This is a genomic window from Sulfitobacter sp. AS92 (genome assembly GCF_038900015.1).
Lineage (GTDB): Bacteria > Pseudomonadota > Alphaproteobacteria > Rhodobacterales > Rhodobacteraceae > Sulfitobacter.
Window position 1 is genome coordinate 1 of the sequence record NZ_JBBMQL010000022.1, and the last position, 19,177, is coordinate 19,177.

General features: G+C 55.6%; 18 protein-coding genes and 2 pseudogenes. 13 read left to right on the forward strand and 7 right to left on the reverse strand.

From position 1 onward, the window contains the following. Window positions 1–337: 337 nt before the first annotated feature. Window positions 338–907: a cupin domain-containing protein gene (locus WNY61_RS19595; RefSeq protein ID WP_342853122.1), complete on the forward strand. Its 570-nt coding sequence runs from the start codon at window positions 338–340 to the stop codon at window positions 905–907. Here the strand turns inward: WNY61_RS19595 and WNY61_RS19600 are convergent. From WNY61_RS19600 to WNY61_RS19625, 6 genes are all read right to left on the reverse strand, one after another. Then, entirely contained in the window at window positions 889–1,386 is a 498-nt protein-coding gene (locus tag WNY61_RS19600) for a heme-binding protein (RefSeq protein WP_342853123.1), read from the reverse strand. The genes WNY61_RS19595 and WNY61_RS19600 overlap by 19 nt on opposite strands. Before the next feature lie 9 nt (window positions 1,387–1,395). Further along, entirely contained in the window at window positions 1,396–2,760 is a 1,365-nt protein-coding gene (locus tag WNY61_RS19605; protein WP_342853124.1) for a TRAP transporter large permease, read from the reverse strand. Then, complete coding sequence (locus tag WNY61_RS19610) at window positions 2,757–3,392, reverse strand: TRAP transporter small permease (RefSeq protein ID WP_342853125.1); 636 nt, start codon at window positions 3,390–3,392, stop codon at window positions 2,757–2,759. Before WNY61_RS19610 ends, WNY61_RS19605 begins: the two co-directional genes overlap by 4 nt. Before the next feature lie 75 nt (window positions 3,393–3,467). After that, window positions 3,468–4,496 carry a C4-dicarboxylate ABC transporter substrate-binding protein gene (locus tag WNY61_RS19615; RefSeq protein ID WP_342853126.1) on the reverse strand — a complete coding sequence of 343 codons (1,029 nt, stop codon included), beginning with the start codon at window positions 4,494–4,496 and terminating at the stop codon, window positions 3,468–3,470. A 97-nt stretch (window positions 4,497–4,593) separates the two neighbouring features. Further along, on the reverse strand, window positions 4,594–5,892 hold the full coding sequence (locus WNY61_RS19620) for a malonyl-CoA decarboxylase family protein (RefSeq protein WP_342853127.1): 1,299 nt from the start codon (window positions 5,890–5,892) through the stop codon (window positions 4,594–4,596). A gap of 98 nt (window positions 5,893–5,990) precedes the next feature. After that, the gene (locus WNY61_RS19625) at window positions 5,991–6,377 is read right to left on the reverse strand and encodes a YciI family protein (protein WP_342853128.1); all 387 of its coding nucleotides are present in this window, start codon (window positions 6,375–6,377) and stop codon (window positions 5,991–5,993) included. Between the two features lie 122 nt (window positions 6,378–6,499). On the opposite strand from WNY61_RS19625, the gene WNY61_RS19630 reads away from it, so the two are divergent. The 7 genes from WNY61_RS19630 to WNY61_RS19660 all read left to right on the forward strand — a co-directional run bounded on the left by WNY61_RS19630 (window position 6,500) and on the right by WNY61_RS19660 (window position 13,081). Next, entirely contained in the window at window positions 6,500–7,159 is a 660-nt protein-coding gene (locus tag WNY61_RS19630) for a malonic semialdehyde reductase (RefSeq protein WP_342853129.1), read from the forward strand. Window positions 7,160–7,223: 64 nt separating this feature from the next. Further along, a complete protein-coding gene (locus WNY61_RS19635) occupies window positions 7,224–8,312 on the forward strand; it encodes a C4-dicarboxylate TRAP transporter substrate-binding protein (RefSeq protein ID WP_342853130.1) in 1,089 nt (362 codons plus the stop codon). 21 nt (window positions 8,313–8,333) lie between these two features. Continuing rightward, window positions 8,334–8,957 (forward strand): TRAP transporter small permease, encoded by a 624-nt coding sequence (locus tag WNY61_RS19640; protein ID WP_342853131.1) that lies wholly within the window; start codon window positions 8,334–8,336, stop codon window positions 8,955–8,957. 2 nt (window positions 8,958–8,959) lie between these two features. Further along, the gene (locus WNY61_RS19645; RefSeq protein WP_342853132.1) at window positions 8,960–10,267 is read left to right on the forward strand and encodes a TRAP transporter large permease; all 1,308 of its coding nucleotides are present in this window, start codon (window positions 8,960–8,962) and stop codon (window positions 10,265–10,267) included. Between the two features lie 18 nt (window positions 10,268–10,285). Further along, window positions 10,286–11,161 carry a dioxygenase gene (locus tag WNY61_RS19650; RefSeq protein ID WP_342853133.1) on the forward strand — a complete coding sequence of 292 codons (876 nt, stop codon included), beginning with the start codon at window positions 10,286–10,288 and terminating at the stop codon, window positions 11,159–11,161. A gap of 24 nt (window positions 11,162–11,185) precedes the next feature. After that, window positions 11,186–12,397 carry a 2-isopropylmalate synthase gene (locus tag WNY61_RS19655; protein ID WP_342853134.1) on the forward strand — a complete coding sequence of 404 codons (1,212 nt, stop codon included), beginning with the start codon at window positions 11,186–11,188 and terminating at the stop codon, window positions 12,395–12,397. Between the two features lie 36 nt (window positions 12,398–12,433). Then, window positions 12,434–13,081, forward strand: a complete 648-nt coding sequence (locus WNY61_RS19660; RefSeq protein WP_342853164.1) for a GntR family transcriptional regulator — start codon at window positions 12,434–12,436, stop codon at window positions 13,079–13,081. A 281-nt stretch (window positions 13,082–13,362) separates the two neighbouring features. On the opposite strand, the gene WNY61_RS19665 is transcribed toward WNY61_RS19660, so the two are convergent. Further along, window positions 13,363–13,713 carry a hypothetical protein gene (locus WNY61_RS19665; RefSeq protein ID WP_342853135.1) on the reverse strand — a complete coding sequence of 117 codons (351 nt, stop codon included), beginning with the start codon at window positions 13,711–13,713 and terminating at the stop codon, window positions 13,363–13,365. Between the two features lie 2,169 nt (window positions 13,714–15,882). On the opposite strand from WNY61_RS19665, the gene WNY61_RS19670 reads away from it, so the two are divergent. From WNY61_RS19670 to WNY61_RS19690, 5 genes and pseudogenes are all read left to right on the forward strand, one after another. Next, entirely contained in the window at window positions 15,883–16,179 is a 297-nt protein-coding gene (locus WNY61_RS19670) for an arginine deiminase-related protein (protein ID WP_342853136.1), read from the forward strand. Between the two features lie 152 nt (window positions 16,180–16,331). After that, window positions 16,332–16,398: pseudogene (locus tag WNY61_RS19675) on the forward strand (hypothetical protein); the annotation flags it as partial. Window positions 16,399–16,537: 139 nt separating this feature from the next. Beyond that, window positions 16,538–16,693 (forward strand): annotated as a pseudogene (locus WNY61_RS19680) (IS5/IS1182 family transposase); the annotation flags it as partial. A 671-nt stretch (window positions 16,694–17,364) separates the two neighbouring features. Next, window positions 17,365–18,588, forward strand: a complete 1,224-nt coding sequence (locus WNY61_RS19685) for a cache and HAMP domain-containing protein (protein WP_342853137.1) — start codon at window positions 17,365–17,367, stop codon at window positions 18,586–18,588. Next, complete coding sequence (locus tag WNY61_RS19690; protein WP_342853138.1) at window positions 18,585–19,172, forward strand: hypothetical protein; 588 nt, start codon at window positions 18,585–18,587, stop codon at window positions 19,170–19,172. Before WNY61_RS19685 ends, WNY61_RS19690 begins: the two co-directional genes overlap by 4 nt. Window positions 19,173–19,177: the final 5 nt, after the last annotated feature.

A 19,177-nucleotide genomic window follows, 5' to 3' on the forward strand; every position in this document is an offset into this window, starting at 1 on the left:
TCCCAAGAATGCTGCACGACGAACGAATGGCCGCTGTGGTGAAGCTGCACCGCAGCGCTCAGCCACGAGGCGAACGGAAGGTCAGGGCAGCTCATACCGGTCTCGATAGTGGCCTACCTATCCATGTTGATAGGACAGAGATTCTCGCCTCAGGCCATCGTCGAAGTGGGGTTGAACCCGATCTGCTGCAAAGGCGTTTCTGCCAATAGTCTGAGGCAGACAAGCGCAGTCCTCCCGAACGTGCGCGCCAATGAAAAAGCCGAACTGCGCAACCCGAACAGTGGCAAGAACAGCGTCTCATGCTATTCTGCAAAAAGATGGAGTAGGGGGCGTCCATATGTTCATGTCGGTAGTGAGCCCAGAGTTTGACTGGCCCGAAGACACTGTTATTGCGGCGCATTGGCGGCGCAATGGGGATCAGGGTGCCGGCGCTCCTCTTGGCACGGCGGCGATCGGTTGGAAGGCGGGCGCGGTCGGTTTTCTGATCACTCGCACCGAACTGGCAGGCGACAATGTGCTGGGCTGTGCGCGTTTGGACATTGCGCAGGGCGACTGGGCTTTGCGTGTGGACGAAGTTGCGTTCCCCGAGGGAGCAATCGCCCATCGTCACACCCATTCCGGCAGTGGCTGGCGGCATCTGGTCAGCGGTGAACTGCGCATTGAAACCACGCATGGCACCACAGTCATGAAACCTGGCGACAGCTGGTTCGAACCTGCACAAACGCCGGTCCGTGCGGGCGCCCTGCAACAGACGGGAGTCACTCGCTTTGTCCGCTGCATGGCAATTCCACTTGCCGATGTGGGACGATCGACATTTCAGCTCGTGTCACCGGAGGATGCGGCTTTGCCGCGGCTCCAAGCAACGCATAGGCACATTGATCATCCCATTCAGGTCGACGCCGGATAGTGATCCGACAGGGATGAGCTACGCCAGTCTGGGTCCGGTACAGCGGGCTCTGACTTGAACCCGGCCGACTGGATCGCCTCGATGGCGCAGTACTCATCTTTGTCGGACGTGTCGCCAGAAATGCCAACCGCGCCTAGCGTACTACCGTCGCCATCCTCGATCAACACCCCGCCGGGCACGGGAATGAACTGCCCTCCCGATGCTACCGCGATCGCGTTTTGAAAGGCAGGCCGTTCGGACAGACGGTCACGGATCACACGGCTGGATATGCCCATGCCAAGCGCCCCGTAGGCTTTTCCAAAGGCGATCTCGAAGCGGACCAGCCCGCTGCCGTCCTCTGATTGCATTGCCACTAACTTGCCGCCGGCGTCCAGCACGACCACCGTCAGCGGCAATAGCGACGCCTTTCGCCCCAAGGCCAAGGCTTTGGTGACAATTGTGTTGGCCTTCTCAAGTGGTAGGGACGTTTGCAGGCGCATGTCAGATCCTCAGTTGGCGGCGGTTGTGGCGGCCCAAAGGCCATCCCACCACAGGGCGAAATCGAAGTTCGGCAACCATGTGACGATCTCGGGGAACGTTAAAAGGGCTGCGATAGTGATCACATCGGCAATAAAGAACAACGCCACGCCACGAAACACCGTTCCCAACGGAATGTCAGGGCGCACGCCGTTCACGACGAAGCAATTCAGCCCGATGGGGGGCGTAATCAGGCAAACCTCAGCCATCTTAACAGCAATGATGCCAAACCAGATCGGATCGAACCCTAATGCGATGACCGCCGGATAAACCACCGGAAGCGTCAGAAGCAACATGCCAATGGCATCCATGAACATGCCCAGCACGGCATAACCAAGCAAGATGCAGATCATTATCGTCATTGGCGCAACGTCGAGGCCGACGATCCATTCCGTGAACGCCCCTGGAATGCCGGAGAAGCCGAGAAACCGTACGAAAATCAACACGCCCCAGATCAGTGAGAAGATCATCACCGTAAGCTTTGCGGATTCCATCAGCGAGTTCTTGAAAGCCTTCAGCGGTGTGCCCCGCACAAGCGCCAGGACGAATACGACAAAGGCCCCAAGCGCCCCTGCCTCTGTTGGCGTGGCCCATCCGCCATAGATCGCTGTCATGATAATGATAACCACGAGGATGATCGGCGAAATTCCGGGAATAGTGCGCATCCGCTCGCCCCATGTGAAACCGGAGACCGACGGGGCCGACCCGGGCCTTAGAATAGCCCAGACCACAATGATGCCAGCATAGACAATGGCCGAGAAAATGCCGGGAATGAAGCCTGCCAGGAGCAGCTTGCCCACCGATTGCTCAACGATGATCGCGTAAATCACTAGGATCGCTGAAGGTGGTATCAGCGTCGCCAATGTCCCGGCTGAGGCAACCACCCCCGCAGCCATGCGTCGGTCGTAGCCGTACTTCAACATTTCGGGGATCGCCACACGTGAGAACACCGCTGCAGTCGCCGTGGAGGCGCCGGATACCGCCGCAAAGCCTGCGGTAGCAAAGACCGTCGCAACAGCCAGCCCTCCCGGCATCCACCCCAACCATTTGCGTGCCGCGTCGAACAGCTGTTGTGTCATGCCCGCATGGAAGGCCAGAAAACCGATAAAGATGAACATTGGCAGCACCGACAGCGCATAGCTTGAGGATTTCGAATGTGGGATCGTGCCAACGATACCCGCCGCAGGCCCCCAGCCCCGCAGTTCAATCAGCCCTAGCAGTCCAACGATGGATGCCGCGAACACCACCCTAACCCCAAGGACAATGAGAAGCAGCAGCAGACACAGCGTAATGATACCAACCAAGAACGGGTTGGACATCCCGATACCAAGGATCATGTTTTGCCCTCCGGACCGGTCAAATCGGCTTCGTCGCCCATGACCTCGTGAATTTCGTCCTGTGCGTGTTCGGCGGCGTTCTTGACAACGATGACGGCGACGGGTTCTGCTTCTGGCCAGATCACCAGACGTGCCGCTCCGACGAATTGCAGGGCCAGTCTGATCCACCAGATTGCAAAGGCTATCGGCACCAAAAGCTTGGACGGCCAAACCTGAAATTCGGCGTCGATGGTCGTGTCGCCCAATGTGAAGGACCGCATGAAATGCCCATAGCTATAATAGATCAGCACGCCGATGATGAACATCGCAAGGGCTGTGCCCAGAGCCTCTAGCGCCCAAAGCGCCCGGCCTGAGAGTTTCCCGATCAACAGTTCCATCCTGATGTGACTGCCAAGCCGTTGGGTATAGGCCGCCCCAAGGAACGCCATGCTCGCCATCGAAAGCTCAACCAGATCGATGTAGCCGTCGATAGGATTGTTGAAGATCGTGCGCATGGCGATCTGCGCCACGCCCAGCAACATCATTGCCATGATCGCAAGCGCGGCCACAAGATTGGCCCCGTCCTCAACCGGGATGAAGCCCCGGTGCATTCGGCCCAACAGACCGCCGCTTTCTGCCAGCTCTTTCGCCATCTTCCGTACCCTTAAAAAGTCAGAATGATCCGGCCCCGAGGTCCGGGGCCGGATGCATTCGGCATTAGATCAAATTTATTGGTTCTGGGCTTCTTCGGCATAATCCCAGATCGCGTCGAACACGCCTTGCGCGTCAAATTTCGCGCTGTTCTCGGCAATCCATGCGTCCCAGACGGGCTGACCGGCTATTTCGCGGAACTTGGCAATCTGCTCTTCGGAATAGACGATTTCTTCGAGATTCTTACGGAAGATCGGCAGGTTGATCGCATCTTGTTCCGCGTAGGCAGCCTGTTCAATGTCCATGCCCATTTCACGCAGATCCATGAGTAGGGTCTGGTATTGCGTGGGCAGTGCCTCATACGCGGTCTTGTTCAGGATCCAGCCACACTCAGACGTTCCCGGCGCCAGATTGGAGGTGAACCAGTCTGCTTCCTCGGAGATCCCGAAGGAGACATGGGCGTAGGTGAATGGAAACGCCGCTGCATCAATCGCGCCGCGTTGGAAGGCCGTTGACGTCTCGCCAGAAGGCAACGTTTGCTTGGTTGCACCAAGTGCCTCCATCGCGTCGCCCAAACCGCCCCCGGCCCGCACGCGCAGCCCCTCCCAATCTGATAGGTCGGTCGGAGCCTCGCCCCGTCCAAGGATTTCATACTGGGGCAACAAACCTGTCAGATAGGGGATCGCATTCCATGCAGCCATGTCAGCGACGATGGCGGGGTGTTCAAACATCTTGGCCCGAACGTACTTATCGACCTTAGGGTCGCCCAAAGGCAGGAATGGCAGGGAAAATACCATCCAGGCGGGGTTCTTGCCCGGGTGATAGAAATTGCAGATCGCGGCACCTTCAAAAGCATTTAGTTTCAGCCCATCAAGGTTCTCACGCGAGTCCGACAACTGTCCGCCGTAGAATATCTGAATATTGAAATTGCCCTCAGTCCGGTTTTTTACTTCTTCGATGATGCCTTCCATCCCCGCTGACAGCGCACGCGGATTGCCGAAGAACGACAGGCTCCAGTTGACCTTTGGCCCTTCGACCACTTGCGCCGCGGCAGATGTGGACGCGAACAGCAAAGCCGCAAGGGTCATTTTTTTCATCAGTTTCATGTCATCCTCCCAGATGGTTTTGGCTTTTGGCCGTTTTTCTTGCAGCGCACGATGTTCTCCTCGTGTTGCTGCCGGTTTCAGAGTATTCAGCGCCCCCTCAGCCCGACATTTCGCGCGGCTTCGCTTTCGCTAGGTCCTTGGCTAGAGCGTTCACGCTTTTGGCGGCTACGATCCGGCCAGTCTGTGAAAAGTCACGGTGGTTTCGCTCGACACGCGACAGATCGTACAAGTAGTTCACCATGGCACCGCTCGACTGGTTCTGGCCGTTGGCAGATGTGTCCGCATTCGCGTGAACGTCATGAACCTCAGCCCCGTTTCCAAGGTGGAACCGTGCAACCGGATCATAGGGCAAATTACTCTTGCTCTTGGCCGTCAGCAGATAGTGAGCGGCCAGTCCGCGCAGTGTGTCCTGAGATGCCGACCCATCTAGCACTGCCCGGGACGCTGCACCGATGACGTCATCCTTGACTTGGGTTTTAAGCCAGGCATTCAGTCGCGGAATGGGTGACAAAGTGACGAAATGCGTCAGCTGTGAAAACTCCAACGCCAATTCCTTGACCACTTGTTTGATTAAAAGATTGCCAAAGCTGATCCCCTTTAAACCCTGCTGGCAGTTGGAAATCGAGTAGAATACAGCCGCGCGAGCATCATCGAGACGTAGGGGAGTCGGTTCTTCACTTAGCAATAAGTCGATTGATCCGGGGATCGTTTTTGTTAGCGCAACCTCGACAAAGATCAAAGGCTCATCTGGCATGGCGGGATGGAAAAACGCGAAGCAGCGGCGGTCCGGCGGGCTGAGACGGCGACGTAAATCGTCCAGATCGTCAATCTCATGAACCGCCTCGTAAGCCACGATTTTATCGAGCAACCATGCGGGAGAGTTCCAATCGATCTGCTTTAGCACCAGAAACCCGCGGTTGAACCAGCTGCGCAGCAAAAGCACAAAATCCATATCGGTGCGCGCCAGTTCCGGTGCGTCTTTCATCAAGCGGAGCAAATCCACGCGCATCGACACAAGATCAGCAGTCGCACCCGCCGGCTGGTTGAGCCGACGCAGCAATTGCCGCCGCTTCGCCGAGGAAGCGTCAAATACCCGCGCAAACGCTTCTGTCGTTCTGGTCTGCGCATATTCGGTCGCAAAAGCGGCCAGCGCGACAGGATCAATCTCAAGCTCATCATTCAGGAACTGGAAAAATTGAAATTTTTCGGCGTCACCAAATGCGCGGTAGCGGGTCAGGATAACTTCGGCCAGCTTCTGCCCCGAAACGGTGCCTTCTTCGGATAGCAAGGCATGGCAGAGCTTGGCGATGCTGCGCGGATCGTCGTCCCGGCGAACAGCACGAGTGCGGTCAAACAGGTTGGATAGCATGTCTATCAAGAATCTGTTTCGCTGCATGGTCAGCCCCCCGCTTACCGATTCACCGTTCCATAATATCGATTTTATTGCAAATACTTTTATTATATCGGCAAAAAGTCAGCTGGGCATGTCCTGCGTTAGGTGAAGTCGATGGACTGAGACGACAGCGAAGTCTTCAAATTCAAGCTTCCTTCATTGATCAACCAACGGCGGATATCATAGGAGCGCGCGCCCGATCGATGCATCGGATCGGCATCAGCCAAGGCCCGCGCGGCGTCCAAGCTATCAGCACGATAGATGATCATTCCTTCGGCCTCCATTTGCTCTCCGGTCTCGTCCGACACCGGACCCGCCAGAAACAACGCTCCCTCTGATTCGAGCTTCTTCTGGTACGCAAGGTGATCGGGTAAAGTCGATTTCACCAAATCCATGTCACCGGCTGGCTTGCTGCGAATGACGAACAGTTCCATCGCCAACGCCCCACGCGACTTCGCCTCGCTCTTGTACTCGTTCCACTTCGGCATTTCAGTCCTCCCCTTTTGAACTATCCTTAGCCGTCTTAAGCACCGCCGCAAATAAAAAATCGATTTTGTTGGACAAAGGCGAAAAATCACGACAGTTTCAGAATGCGAATCTGGGAGGACGCATGACCGATACAGCATCACTGGATGACCTGCGCAGAGCGGCTCAGAATGACGTGCGGTCACTGCGCGACAAGATCGATCACCTGTCAGACGAGCAGATCGGCTTAATCCTGAGTGAGGCCAGATCTCACTACAACTGGACCGATAAGCCGGTCACCGACGACCTTCTGCACAAGCTCTACGACATCGCCCGGATGGGACCGACCAGCATGAACACCTGCCCGGCGCGGTTCACTTTTGTTCGTTCTCAGATGGGCAAGGAAAAGCTAGCCTCGGCGCTCAAGCCTGCGAATGTGCCAAAGGTCATAAAGGCGCCTGTTACCGTGATCATTGCCTATGACCTCGATTTCTGGACCCACCTGTTAAAGCTGTTCCCGCATGAGGACCGCCGCCCGCACTTCAAAGGCAAGCCCGACCACATTAAGGACACGGCCTTCCGCAATTCCACCTTGCAGGGTGCGTATCTGATGATCGCGGCACGAGCGATTGGTCTGGATGTTGGCCCCATCTCCGGCTTCGACAACGCTGTGGTCGACGAGGCGTTCTTCAAGGACACGACGCTGAAATCAAATTTCCTATGCAACTTAGGCTACGCGGACGAAACCGCGCTGTTCCAGCGCCTGCCGCGTTTCGATTTCAATGACGTCTGTACAGTTATTTAGGCGAGAAACTATTGGCACCAGCCGCCGGGTCGGCGGGGAACACCATCAAAAAGGGAGAGAGACAATGACTTTTACAAGACGATTTGCCGTAGCGGCAGGTATCGCCATCGGGGCAACCTGCGCGTTGGGTGGCGCAGCATCGGCTCAGGAGACCATCAAACTGACGGCCATAGACGGCTATCCGGATCGATCTATGTGGGTGCGCGAATTTTCGAGCTTCTTTATCCCGCGCGTAAATGAGCAACTTGCCGAGGCAGGCAACTACAACATCGAATGGATGGAAGCCTACGGCGGCCAAATCGTCAAACCGCGCGGCGTGCTGGAAGGCATCAAGCTGGGTCTGGGCGATATCGGTATCGTGACGACCATCTTCCACAACTCCGCGTTGCCATCGCAAGGCATCTCGGCCGTGACGCCCTTTGTTTCTTCGGATGCCCGAGTCGTGGCGCGGGCCGTCGATGAAATCGCGCGCGAATTCCCGCAAATGCAGGCGGAGCTTTCGGCTGAAAACCAAGTCTACCTTGCGACCGGCGTCGTGCTGGACACCTATCAGTTGTTTTCCTCCGTGCCGATCGAAAAGCTGGCTGACATCGAAGGCATGAAAATCGCCGGTGCTGGCTATAACCTGCGGTATCTCGAAGGAATTCCAGGAGCTGCTGGTGTTCAGGGCGGTTTGCCCGACTTCTACAACATGATCCAGACCGGCGTGACCGAAGCTGCAATGCTCTGGCCCGAGGCGGCGGCAACATTCAAGATCGCGGAAGTTGCACCCTATATGCTGCAAACCGATTTCGGCTCTGTGAACACCAAGACCGTGACCGTCAACGCGGACATTTGGGAAGATCTGCCAGATGAGGTCAAGGAAGTACTGAAGTCGGTCGCCATTGAGTATCGCGACCATATTGCGGGCATCGCAATGGACGAAGCAGCCGCCGCGATTGACGCCTATATCGCAGGGGGCGGCACCATCGTCGAGTTGAGCCAGGAACAACGTCAGGCATGGGCTGACAGTATGCCCAACATCGCTGCCGAATGGGCGCAATCACTCGATTCAAGCGGTGCGCCAGGCTCTGAAATGCTCGTGGCTTACCTCGACAAGCTGCGTGCAGCGGGAGCTGAACCCCTGCGCGACTGGGCTGCAGTGCTGAAATAAGCCAGCGGATCGGAGCGTATCATGATCGCAATTTTGCGTAAAATTGAGAAGGTGGTCATTAGGATCGCCATTCTCGCCAACGTCAGTGGCGCGTTCGTGCTGCTGGCGCTGGTCGCGATCATGAACGTCGATGTCGTGTCGCGAAACCTGTTCAATGCGCCGTTTCGCGGCGTGGTGGAAATCGTAATCTTCTCACTCGCGCTGATCGTGTTTCTGCAGTTGCCAGACGTGGTCCGAACCGGACGGTTGACCCGGTCAGACGGATTTCTAGGGCTCCTGCGCGCAACGCGTCCGCGCCTCGGTCATGGGCTAAGCCGTATTTTAGATGCGATAGCCTGCATCTTCATGGGTCTCATCGTCTGGACCGTCTGGCCCGAGTTCACCGAGTCCTTTGAAAGTTGCCATTTCTTTACGGCGCCTGAATTCGGAATCCAAAAAACGGGGAACTTCTGGTTGGACTTCAAGACCGCGCTCGGGCGTTGCGATTACTTCGGCACGCCCGGCATCCTGAAGGCGCCGTGGTGGCCTGTCCGTCTTGTGATAGCCTTCGGCTGTGCATGGGCCGCAATATTGTTCTTCTTCAAAACCATCTTCGGCGATACCGACCCTCAACACGTCACCGCCCAAACCAGCGGCGAGGTCTGAACATGGATCCCATTACTATCGGCGCGCTGTCGGTCGCGGCCATCGTGATCTTCGTCTACCTTGGACTCTACATTCCGATCGCACTTGGCCTCGTGTCCTTCGTGTCGATCTGGATCATGTCCGGCAAATCGATCCTCGCATTTAACTTCCTGAAGGTCGCTGTGGGCGACGGAGTGACCGAATACAACTTTGCGACCATCCCCCTTTTCACGCTGATGGGGCTGCTGGTGTCGAAAGCGGGGCTTGGCCGTGACATTTATGATGTGCTGAATTCAGCCTTCCGAAAAGTTCTTGCTGGCATCGGTATGGCGACAGTCGGGGCAAACGCCGTATTCGCCGCGATCACCGGCTCGTCCATCGCGTCGGCCAGTGTCTTCACCAAAATTTCCATCCCCGAAATGCTGCGCTACAACTACAATAAGCGCTTTGCTGTGGGCGTCGTTGCAGGGTCGTCGGTTTTGGGGATGATCATCCCGCCCTCGGCGATGCTGATCATTTATTCCTTCGTGTCCGAACAGTCGGTTGGCGACATGTTCCTCGCCGGGATCGTTCCGGGGCTTTTGCTGACAGCAGTCTATGTCGCGGCGATCTATGTCATGGCGCGGGTCTGGCCCTCCTACATAGGCGAAAACATTCGCGTCGATGAGCAGCCCCCCATGCCACGCAGGGAAATGGTTAGAAAGGCATGGCCGATCGCCGCGCTGATCTTCCTTGTACTCGGCGGAATATACACCGGCTGGCTGACACCGGTCGAGGCGGGAGCCGCGGGCGCGTCACTTGCATTGTTCATTGCGCTGATCCGCCAGTCGATGTCTTGGGCCGACTTTTGGGAAACGCTTGTCGAAACCGGTCATATCACGGCAGCAATCCTATTGTTGATCACAATGGCATCATTTTACAGCCGGATGTTGGGCTACGCCGGCCTGCCAAACCAACTGGATGCACTGCTGCAAACTTGGGATCTGACGTTCTTTCAGATCATGATGATCTACGTTGTTCTGATGCTGGTACTGGGCACCTTGCTGGATACATCATCGATTATCCTGATCGTCGTGCCGCTTTTCATCACCCTGATCGAAGGCATGGGCCTCAGTCTTGTGTGGTTCGGCATCATCACGGTGATTGGTGCTGAGATCGGGCTGTTGACCCCGCCGCTTGGCATCTCTTGCTTTGTCATCAAGGGAACGCTGAACGACCCCAACATCACCCTTAAGGACGTCTTCATGGGCGCGCTGCCCTTTGCGTTCCTCATGCTTCTGGTGCTGATCGTGTTGATCCGCTTTCCCATCCTTTCCACCGCAATTCTCTGAAGTCAGGAGTCTTCACACATGAAAAACGTGTCCATTGACACCATTACCCGGGCATTTCTGGACTATTGCAGTGACGACACCGACCCACGCACGATGTTCGTGTTGCAGAAAATGGTGGAGCACCTGCATGCCTTTGCCAAGGAAACTCAGCTGACCCATGCGGAATGGGCGCGAGGGCTGAAGTTCCTGACTGACGCGGGAAAAATAACAGACGACGAGCGCAATGAATTTGTACTGATTTCAGACGTAACCGGCATGTCATCGCTGGTGGATATGATCGGATCGCAACATGGCGGGACTTCGTCCAGCGTGCTCGGCCCTTTCCATTCTGTGGGTGCGCCGCTCCTGCCGATCGGCGGAGACCTCAAGAAAGACAACGAGGGGGCGACCGTCGTGGTCGAAGGCCATGTGCGCGACTTGGACGGCGCACCGATAGAAGGCGCAATGATCGAACTTTGGCAGACTGCTGAGAATGGTCTTTATTATTCGCAGGACGGCGGGCAGGACGATTTTAACCTTTGTTGCTCAATGAAGACTAGCGCAGACGGGCGCTATGCCCTGACGACAGTGAAGCCCGCCCCCTACAAAGTGCCCGATGACGGCCCCGTTGGTGAATTGTTCCGTGCCACTGGCCGCACACCGTGGCGTCCATCGCATCTGCATTTCATTGTTCAAGCGCCGGGCTACAAACCCCTCGTTACCGAAGTGTTTGCCAACGGCGATCCCTACCTCGACCGAGACGCGGTGTTTGGCGTGCGATCCGACCTGATCATGGATTACGTCGAATCTCGCGATCCCAATGCCCTGCCTGACGATCTCGAGATCGGGCGGAACGTCACTATCCCCTACTACAAGGTCGATTTCGATTTCGTCCTTGTCTCAGAAACCAAATGACCCTCGATACGAAAAGGAAAAAACATGCGCGAGACATACAAAGAAGATGGCAAATGGTGGGTCAGCCCCTACAACTTTGAGCCTTCGGTGCGCGACAGTCTGAAGCTGCCCGAAAAAGTTGAAATACATGACGCGACTCTGCGGGACGGCGAACAGACACCCGGTGTCGTGTTCTCCATCGACGACAAGATTGAGATTGCCACCAAGCTGGACGAATTGGGCGTGGACCGGATCGAAGCCGGTATGCCTGCCGTGTCGCCCGATGACCAAAAGGCGATCAAGGAGATCTCGAAACTGGGGCTAAAGTCCAAGATTTTCACCTTTGCCCGCGCCATGCAGAAAGACATTGATTTGGCGCTGGAGTGTGGTGCCGACGGTGTCGTTATTGAAGTGCCAATCGGCTATCCGAAACTAGTGACGCAGTTCGGTTGGACATGGCAGGACGTGGCTGAAAAGACGGCCCCAATCATCAATTACGCCCGTGAAAATGGACTGCACGCGCTGTTTTTCCCTTACGACACAACGCGCGCGCGCAAAGATGATCTGGAAAACCTTTGCAAATACATCATGGACAATTCCCCGCCGGATTCCATCGGCATCGTCGACACAATGGGCTGCGCCACACCCGAAGCGATCAAACACATGGTCAAATGGGTTGACGAAATGACGGGCCTGCCCATCGAAATCCATACCCACAACGATTTCGGCATGGGCGTTGCCACTGAACTGGCTGCAGTAACAGCTGGTGCAGTCTGCGTACACTCCTGCGCCAACGGCCTCGGAGAGCGGACTGGCAATGCGGCATTGGAAGAACTCATGATGGGTCTGCACCTGCTCTATGGCTATGACACCCGATACAAGCTGGACAAGATTCCTGAGCTTGCGGCGATGATTGCCGAGAAATCGAATATTCCGATCGCGCGCAACAAGCCGGTTCTCGGCCATGGAAACTTTATCCGCGAGTCGGGTATCGGCATCAATTATGTGATGAATGACCCACTGGTCATGTTTGCCACGCACCCGTCCCTGACCGGCAAGCAAGGCGAAGTTGTGCTCGGCAAAAAATCCGGCAAGGCATCAATCATCTATAAGCTGGGCGAGCTTGGCATGGGAGAGTTAGACGACGATACCATTGGTAAGGTTCTGGCCGAGGTGAAGGCCACAGGCATCAAAAAACGCGATGTCCTGACGGACGAAGAGTTCGTCAATATCGTTGCATCCTTCAAAGCGAAGTGAGATTACACTAGACCTATGAATTTAACGCCAAACCCGATGCCGGCCGCCCCGCAAAGTTCGGCCACCCAACTTGCTTACAACAGGTTGCGTCACATGATTTTGACGGGTGAACTGGCTCCAGGCGAGAAGTTGAAGATCGACGGGCTGCGTAAAATACTCGGCACCGGCGCCTCCCCCATTCGGGAGGCGCTGAGCCTGCTGACCTCGGATCAACTCGTCGTGCGTCATGAGCAACGCGGCTTCAGTGCTGCTGAAACAAGCCGCGAGAATTTCCAAGAAATATTGCGCTTGCGCTGCGCTCTGGAGAGCATAGCCCTGCGCGAAAATATGCAGAAAATAACGGATGAGTGGATCGAGCGATTGGTCATCGTCCATCACCGAATGGACCGCCTCAAGGCGACCCGTGGAGAAGACTTCGAACGCGAACACAAGAATTTTCACATGACGCTGATTGACAACGGTCATTCGCCTTTGATGCTGCGCTACTGCAGCCAGCTTTACGATCTCAATATTCGGTATCGATATCTCGCCGGCCGTTCTGTCGACTACAAGGGGCGAAAAATTGATAAGGAGCATCAAAAAATTTTGGATACCGTTGTTTCGGGAAACGCCGATCTTGCCACTGATTTGTTGGTCCAACACTACAACAAGACAGGTGCGTTCCTGACGGATCACATTGGGTAGGGGCATTCAAGACTAAATTTGATTTCACAATGGCAGCTTTGTCCGCCCAGCAGACTTCGGTGTTGTGCGCAGCGAAGGTCGGCAATCCGCCCACTCCGTTAAAAAACTCTTTGCTGCAACCACAAATTTTAAGAATGTGGGAAATTCTTATCCGAAGGTCTGATTGCGCCCCTTTACGCAACCGAAATTTGCGCGGTTTAGAATTTTGTTCTACCAAATTTCGCTCGAACGCGCCGTATGAGAGTTTTTCAACACAATCGGCCGTTCGTCCCAGAGACTGCTCAATAGAAGATTCCCGCCCCCACAGCTTCTATGTACTCGACGACTTGCTGCGCTTTGCCTGCTTGAACGAGTTGCATCGCAGTTTGGCTATCAAAGCCCGCCAGTGGTTCGGACCTATACCACTGATAAGCCATGACCGGTGTAGCGAACCGAGGTCCCACTTTGTTCAGTACATCCACAAGGTTGTTTAATCGGTTCTGCGTCTCATCCGACATCATCTGCGGGCCTTGCAGTTCCTCCAGGTCGACTCCGGCTGCTACGGCTAATTCAGTGACGGAGGTCCGCAAGATGAACGCGACTTTTCGTGCATCAGCTTGTCCGTGGTGGTTGAAACAATCAATTGGGTGCATCGCAATCTACCTTCCGACTAGGACGTTTCTACAGCTGCGTTCTGTCTTTCTTCGTCTTCGACTTGGGCAGCGTCCTGGTTCTCAGGCGGCTGAATTGCGGAAAGTCGTTCCAAGGGGGCCTACTCGACGAACCGCCTCACGAGCTCCATATCGGGGCCAGTGCTTTTTGCCGATAGGTGGTAAGCGCGCCAGGATACAAAAAGAGCTGCGCCGCAGCCGATTATACCTATGGTTAGAAAGATTGTTTGTGGGCTCAGGAAGGTACGAGTCTGTTCTGAGCTATCGACCAGACAGTTTTCGATGTGGCCTTTCAAATATCTGCTGAGGCTAAGCATCGCTGAGCCCTGCGGAAACTTGATCTGCTTTGATGTAAGCTTGGACCTCGGACGGGGTGAGCCTAAGGGCGTCTGCGAGACCAACCCTGCCATAGAGCAATGAGCACAGCTCTCTCCGACTTCCATTTTGGCCCAACCGGTACCATCGGGTCGACGTGCGGGCCCAAGCACCCTCTTTGTCCAATCCACAAAGCCGAGACGTATTGATGAACTTACCCCGCAGCGTTGGGTGCCCATCCTGCGCGCCAACTAGGATCGCGCCCCCGTATTCTGGATCAAGGATGGCAGACCATGGGGAGAGGGTTGGCGCCAAGTCAAGTTCGGCAGAAGACGGCCCCACCTTGCTGAGTTCGAGGGACCGCCGCGCCATGCGTTTCATAAGCTCGACGATCAGCTTCTCCCTGCACGACACCCAGTTCTCTACTGGGAAATTACGCCCTTCGCCCACGTCAACCCTGGCCATCGTTAAGTTGAGTTGTCCGATCGCTTCATGAATCTCGGGCGGGATGGAGTCGGCTACGGCATAGGCAGCGCCATCAGTATCAGTGATTACAAGTGGGGCGCACCGTCTTATAGTTTCAAGAAACTTGAGGTCGGCCGAGTTAGGATCCATCGTGGCTCACCCAAAGACCTGCTTCGAACAGATATTCACTCTCTGGCCGAGGGAACTCCCGACAATATCCCACGCTCACGTTCCGAACGTCGGTTGGTCCAACCATGGCCCCTAGCCGGCGATGTGAATGGCCAAAGAACCATGCTGATGGGGCAAACCTTTCAATTAGGTCTGTTAAATCAGAGTGGAATGCGGGTGTAAGGCCATCCACTGGCCCTGCGACCGACAGATGGGGCCCATGATGGGTCACAACAACCGTGCGACCTGCCTTCCCCCAAGGGTGGGAGGACATCAACTTGTCCTCAAGCCATGTGCGATGGTCGCGGTGAACTGCAAGCGTGTCCGCGGGCTCAATTTCGGTCGCTGAAGGTTGCCACGTGATCCTGTCTCCCTCATCCGAACCTGCGGGTGGGTCAACCCATATATGGGAGTAGTCCCGCATGACGCTTCCAGCGATGCCCATCGCAGTTTCAGCATCTCCCAACAGATCGAAATCCGTCCAGAGCGTACAACATAGGAACCGTGTGTCGCCGTGGTGCAAGTCTTCTTTCTGCACGTAATGTGCGCCTACGGAACGTGTGTGTTTAGCAAGGAGATGGTCATCCGAAAGAGTACCGCCGTAATAGTCATGATTTCCGGGCATCACATAGATGCGTTCTGGTGGGATATGTGGCGTCAGTTGAGCAAGCCCTCGGATCCACCTAGGCGCAGGTCCATCTGTGAGGTCCCCGGCTATGATAAGCGCATCGAGCGTGTCGTTCACGACGGCATGGAGGCCCAATGACGTAATAGGATCAGTCCCTCTGTACTCGTATGTATTGGCATGCAGGTCCGAGAGGATCGCGATGCGGCCACTGTGGAATGGGATTGTCAGTGGCATGCCCGAAGCCTTTATCCATGGGAAGCTGTTTTGTCTCTCATGTGACCATCAGTTGATGTTTCGAGTCAAGTTTTTGTTTTAAAACGATTTCTTTGATAATCCTGCGCAGTTTCTATTATTCGCAACTCCCCCAAACCAACAATTTACCGTCCCTTATGCAAATCTAGAGGAGGTTTCTGCTGGTTTGTGCTGTTCTGGCATTCTTGAATAGCGTTGTGTTTAGTTAATTCGCAAAAAGGGTAATTACCGGTAAAGTTGGATCGAGGGGCGGACGCTCGAGCGGCTCAAGCTTTTACTCTCGGCCCCAGATTTTGCTATGATAGGGTTGGATTCGATTCCCGATGCGCCGCGACGCCGCCGAACGCCTGCGCCGGGGCGAGCGCGACATCGTCGATCTGACACATGCGCAAATCGCTGAGTTCGCCGGCAATGCGATCGAGCTGCAAGGCCGTGATGGTCTCGTGCTGGCGCTGTCAACGCGGGCACTCCGTTCGCTCGATACCGGTCAGCGCCAAGTTCTGGAGCGTCATATCAGGCTGCTGCCACTCGACATACCCACCATCGAACACGCGGGCAGCTCCGTGCGCTGCATGATTGCCGGACTCCACCTAAGCGCCCGCCCCCAGATAACCGCCTGAGGAGTTTCCATTGCCGCAGTTTCCCTCAGAACTTACCTGAGTTCCCTTCGTCTCGGTCGGGCCAAAATGGTCTCGTCCATGACCTAGGCGTCGAGAAGGTGCTTTTACCACCGCGCGGACGAGTTCGAGGGCTAAGCATAGGGGCACCGCGAAGACCGCAAGATCACCCTGTTCGACAGCATCAGTTTTGCAATCGAGGATTTCAGCGCACTGCGCTAAGTTCTCGACCCAGGGCACACCGTACTTAACTCCACTGGATATAATTGCCGCCCCGATAGTCCGCGCAGCTTGTTCGGCATGCTCCAGCGCGCGCAGCCTGAGAGCGCGGCGGCATAAGTTACCAGAAAATACTGTTCCCGTTGCCGAGACCAAACAATACGACATCTCGATGAAGATTCGAAGAAAGGTTGAGATGCTTTTCCCGCATCTCAAACTCATTCTTGGCTTGGTCCGGCTTCGATTACGTGGACCATGCGGCGCAAATGACGAATTCCTGCTCGCCGCAACTGCCTAAAACCTCCGGAAAATGGCCAAGATATTTCCCGCACCGCAGCAAACGCGAAAAGCCTGATAGGAAAAGCGCTCGCGCCGTATATGGAATAGCTATTTCTGCGCGCGCAAACATTAGTTTTTCCTCAGAATGGGCGGATTCCGGACCTTCGCTGCTACGTCGATTTCATATAGAAAAATGCCAAAAGCAGACATTTGCGATGATCTGAAAGCCACAAACCTGCTTGGCCGTTTGGTTCATAGGCGCAAAGCGCGCAACGACGCCACAGTCTTGGGCTTTGCTAAAATTGATAAGACCAGACGGGAGGAAGTTAGTAAGTGTTGGCGGAATAGGGCAACGAAACCGGTAATTTTTATCGCCGTAGATAAGGGTGTAGGTGGGTTGCTTCGCGCGCAAAATTCGGGTGTCCTCTTCCCAACGTGCTTTCTTTTCATGAGAAGTTGGCTCTCGAAAGACCGTTTATTCGAAGGGAACTGACCTTTGCCAGCGAACAATTTCCAACAGCCTTTCTTGCGCTGCAAGTTTGCCGTTTTATGTTTTCGCTGCCACCAAAATGCCATGTTTGGAAGGCAAAAAGCAGTGGTCCTCCATAGAGCCCTCGCTGCGCAAAGAATTTGCGTTCAGACGGAGGTCAGCGCCGATTGCTAAGGCGGAAAGAAAAAAAGGAACGCAGAATGCGTAGTTTGCAAAAGAAGCCTTTGCCACGTGCTTTTTTCTGGATTGCAGCAACTCTTATCGTCTCGGTGCTCTGCGCTGCGCTGTTTGTAGCTTATACTGTTACGCAGCGCAGTAACTTGGCGCAGCAACAGTTGCGGCATGACATCGTTTTGCGCGGTGCAGACGCGGTGGGTTTGAGCTTCAATACCGCGCTAAAGCGTGAGTGGGACAGTCTTCACGCCGTCGCGCGTAACATAAGCAATTCTTCTAAGCCCGAGATCGATGGGTTCATGGATGCTGTGGCCCAAACCGGGGGTCAGGTCGCTTGGTCGGGTTTTGCCGATTTGGGGGGAAAGATCGTATCGGGCTCCAACCGCCTGCGGGAAGGACAAGATGTGAACGAGCGCCGTTGGTTCCGCGAAGGCCTGCGTCAGCCAAACGTCGGGAATGTTTTTGCCAGCAGCTCGCTCGAACGAGATGACAACGACCGCAAGCAACGGTTGCTCAACCTTTCGACGCCGGTTCTCGATGAACAGACAGGTGAGGTGACGGGCGTCGTCACCTACAGCCTGCGTATGGCATGGGTACAGTCTTTTCTGACGCGTGCCCGCGAGCAGTTAAATATCGACGTGGTGGTGCAAAACCGCGAAGGTGAGACCATCGTGGATACCCGCGACACTGCCCGCAATCTGCCCGAGGCTGCCGTGGCGCAGGCAAGTTTGGGACGGGATCTGCCTGGAACCTTCCAATTGCTCGACCAAGCCGACGGGCTGTACGCCTTTTCGCCCAACTTCGTCAGCGATGAACTGCCAGACTTCGGCTGGCGGGTCTTTGCGGTCTTGGATTCAGGCAGGTTGCTAAATGTGATGCCGCAATTGCTTCAAAGCGCTGTTATTGCGGTTTCCATCGCGGCGCTGTTTGTCTTAGCGGCGACATTGATCGTCGCACGTATTCTCCTGCGCCCGCTGGAGGATCTGGTGGCGACGGCGACGGGAATGGCGGAAGGAGACTTCGAATATCCGCGAGAAAGCCGCAGTTCGCGCGAGGCGGCTCATCTGTCGCAGGCCCTGGCTCGGGTCCAAGGGACATTGGCGTTGCACCAGCAGGTAAAAAGCGGCCGAGCACCCTTGCTACGCGTGCTGGACAGTGGTGCAGAGATTACCTCGATTAATGAGGGCGGGTCCAACGACGAAGGCGGGAACAAACCTTGGCACGAAAAAACGACGAGGCGTAACTCTTGAGCGATACGACAAACCCGACGCGACCGATCTGTCGCGCCCTGTTATGCGCCAGCGCGCTGCTGTGCCTTGCCACAGGGGCCCGAGCGGATGGCGCGTTTTTTCAACTTGATCTCGCACCGGATGCCTCTGACGCGGTGTTGGGGGCCACGCGTGGGAATTTGAGTTTTGGCGCGAACTATTCCACTTTTGAAGATGGATGGAGCGCCGGGGCTCATGTGACGCGGGATTTTGCGGTTGAGGACGTGGCGACGTTCAAGATCGGGCCCAGTATTGGCAACAGCGCTGCGTCCAACGGTCTGGAATTTGGTGCCAAACTCATCGTCGAGCGTTATCAGCCGACAGACTTCGGCTTTGTCTTCATGTCTGGTCAGTTCAACACCATTGAAAACGACTGGTTTGCCCTTGCCCAGATTGGCAACGGCAAGGGCTTGTCTATCGACCTGACCGCGGGCGGGAGCGACACTTATTCTGAACAGTCCATTGCGGTGAACTATCGTTTGGATGACGGTCCGACGAGCCTCCGCGGGGGCTACCGCTTTGACGCCCAGGAGGTCTTTGTCGGAATGTCGGTCAACACATACTGATCCGC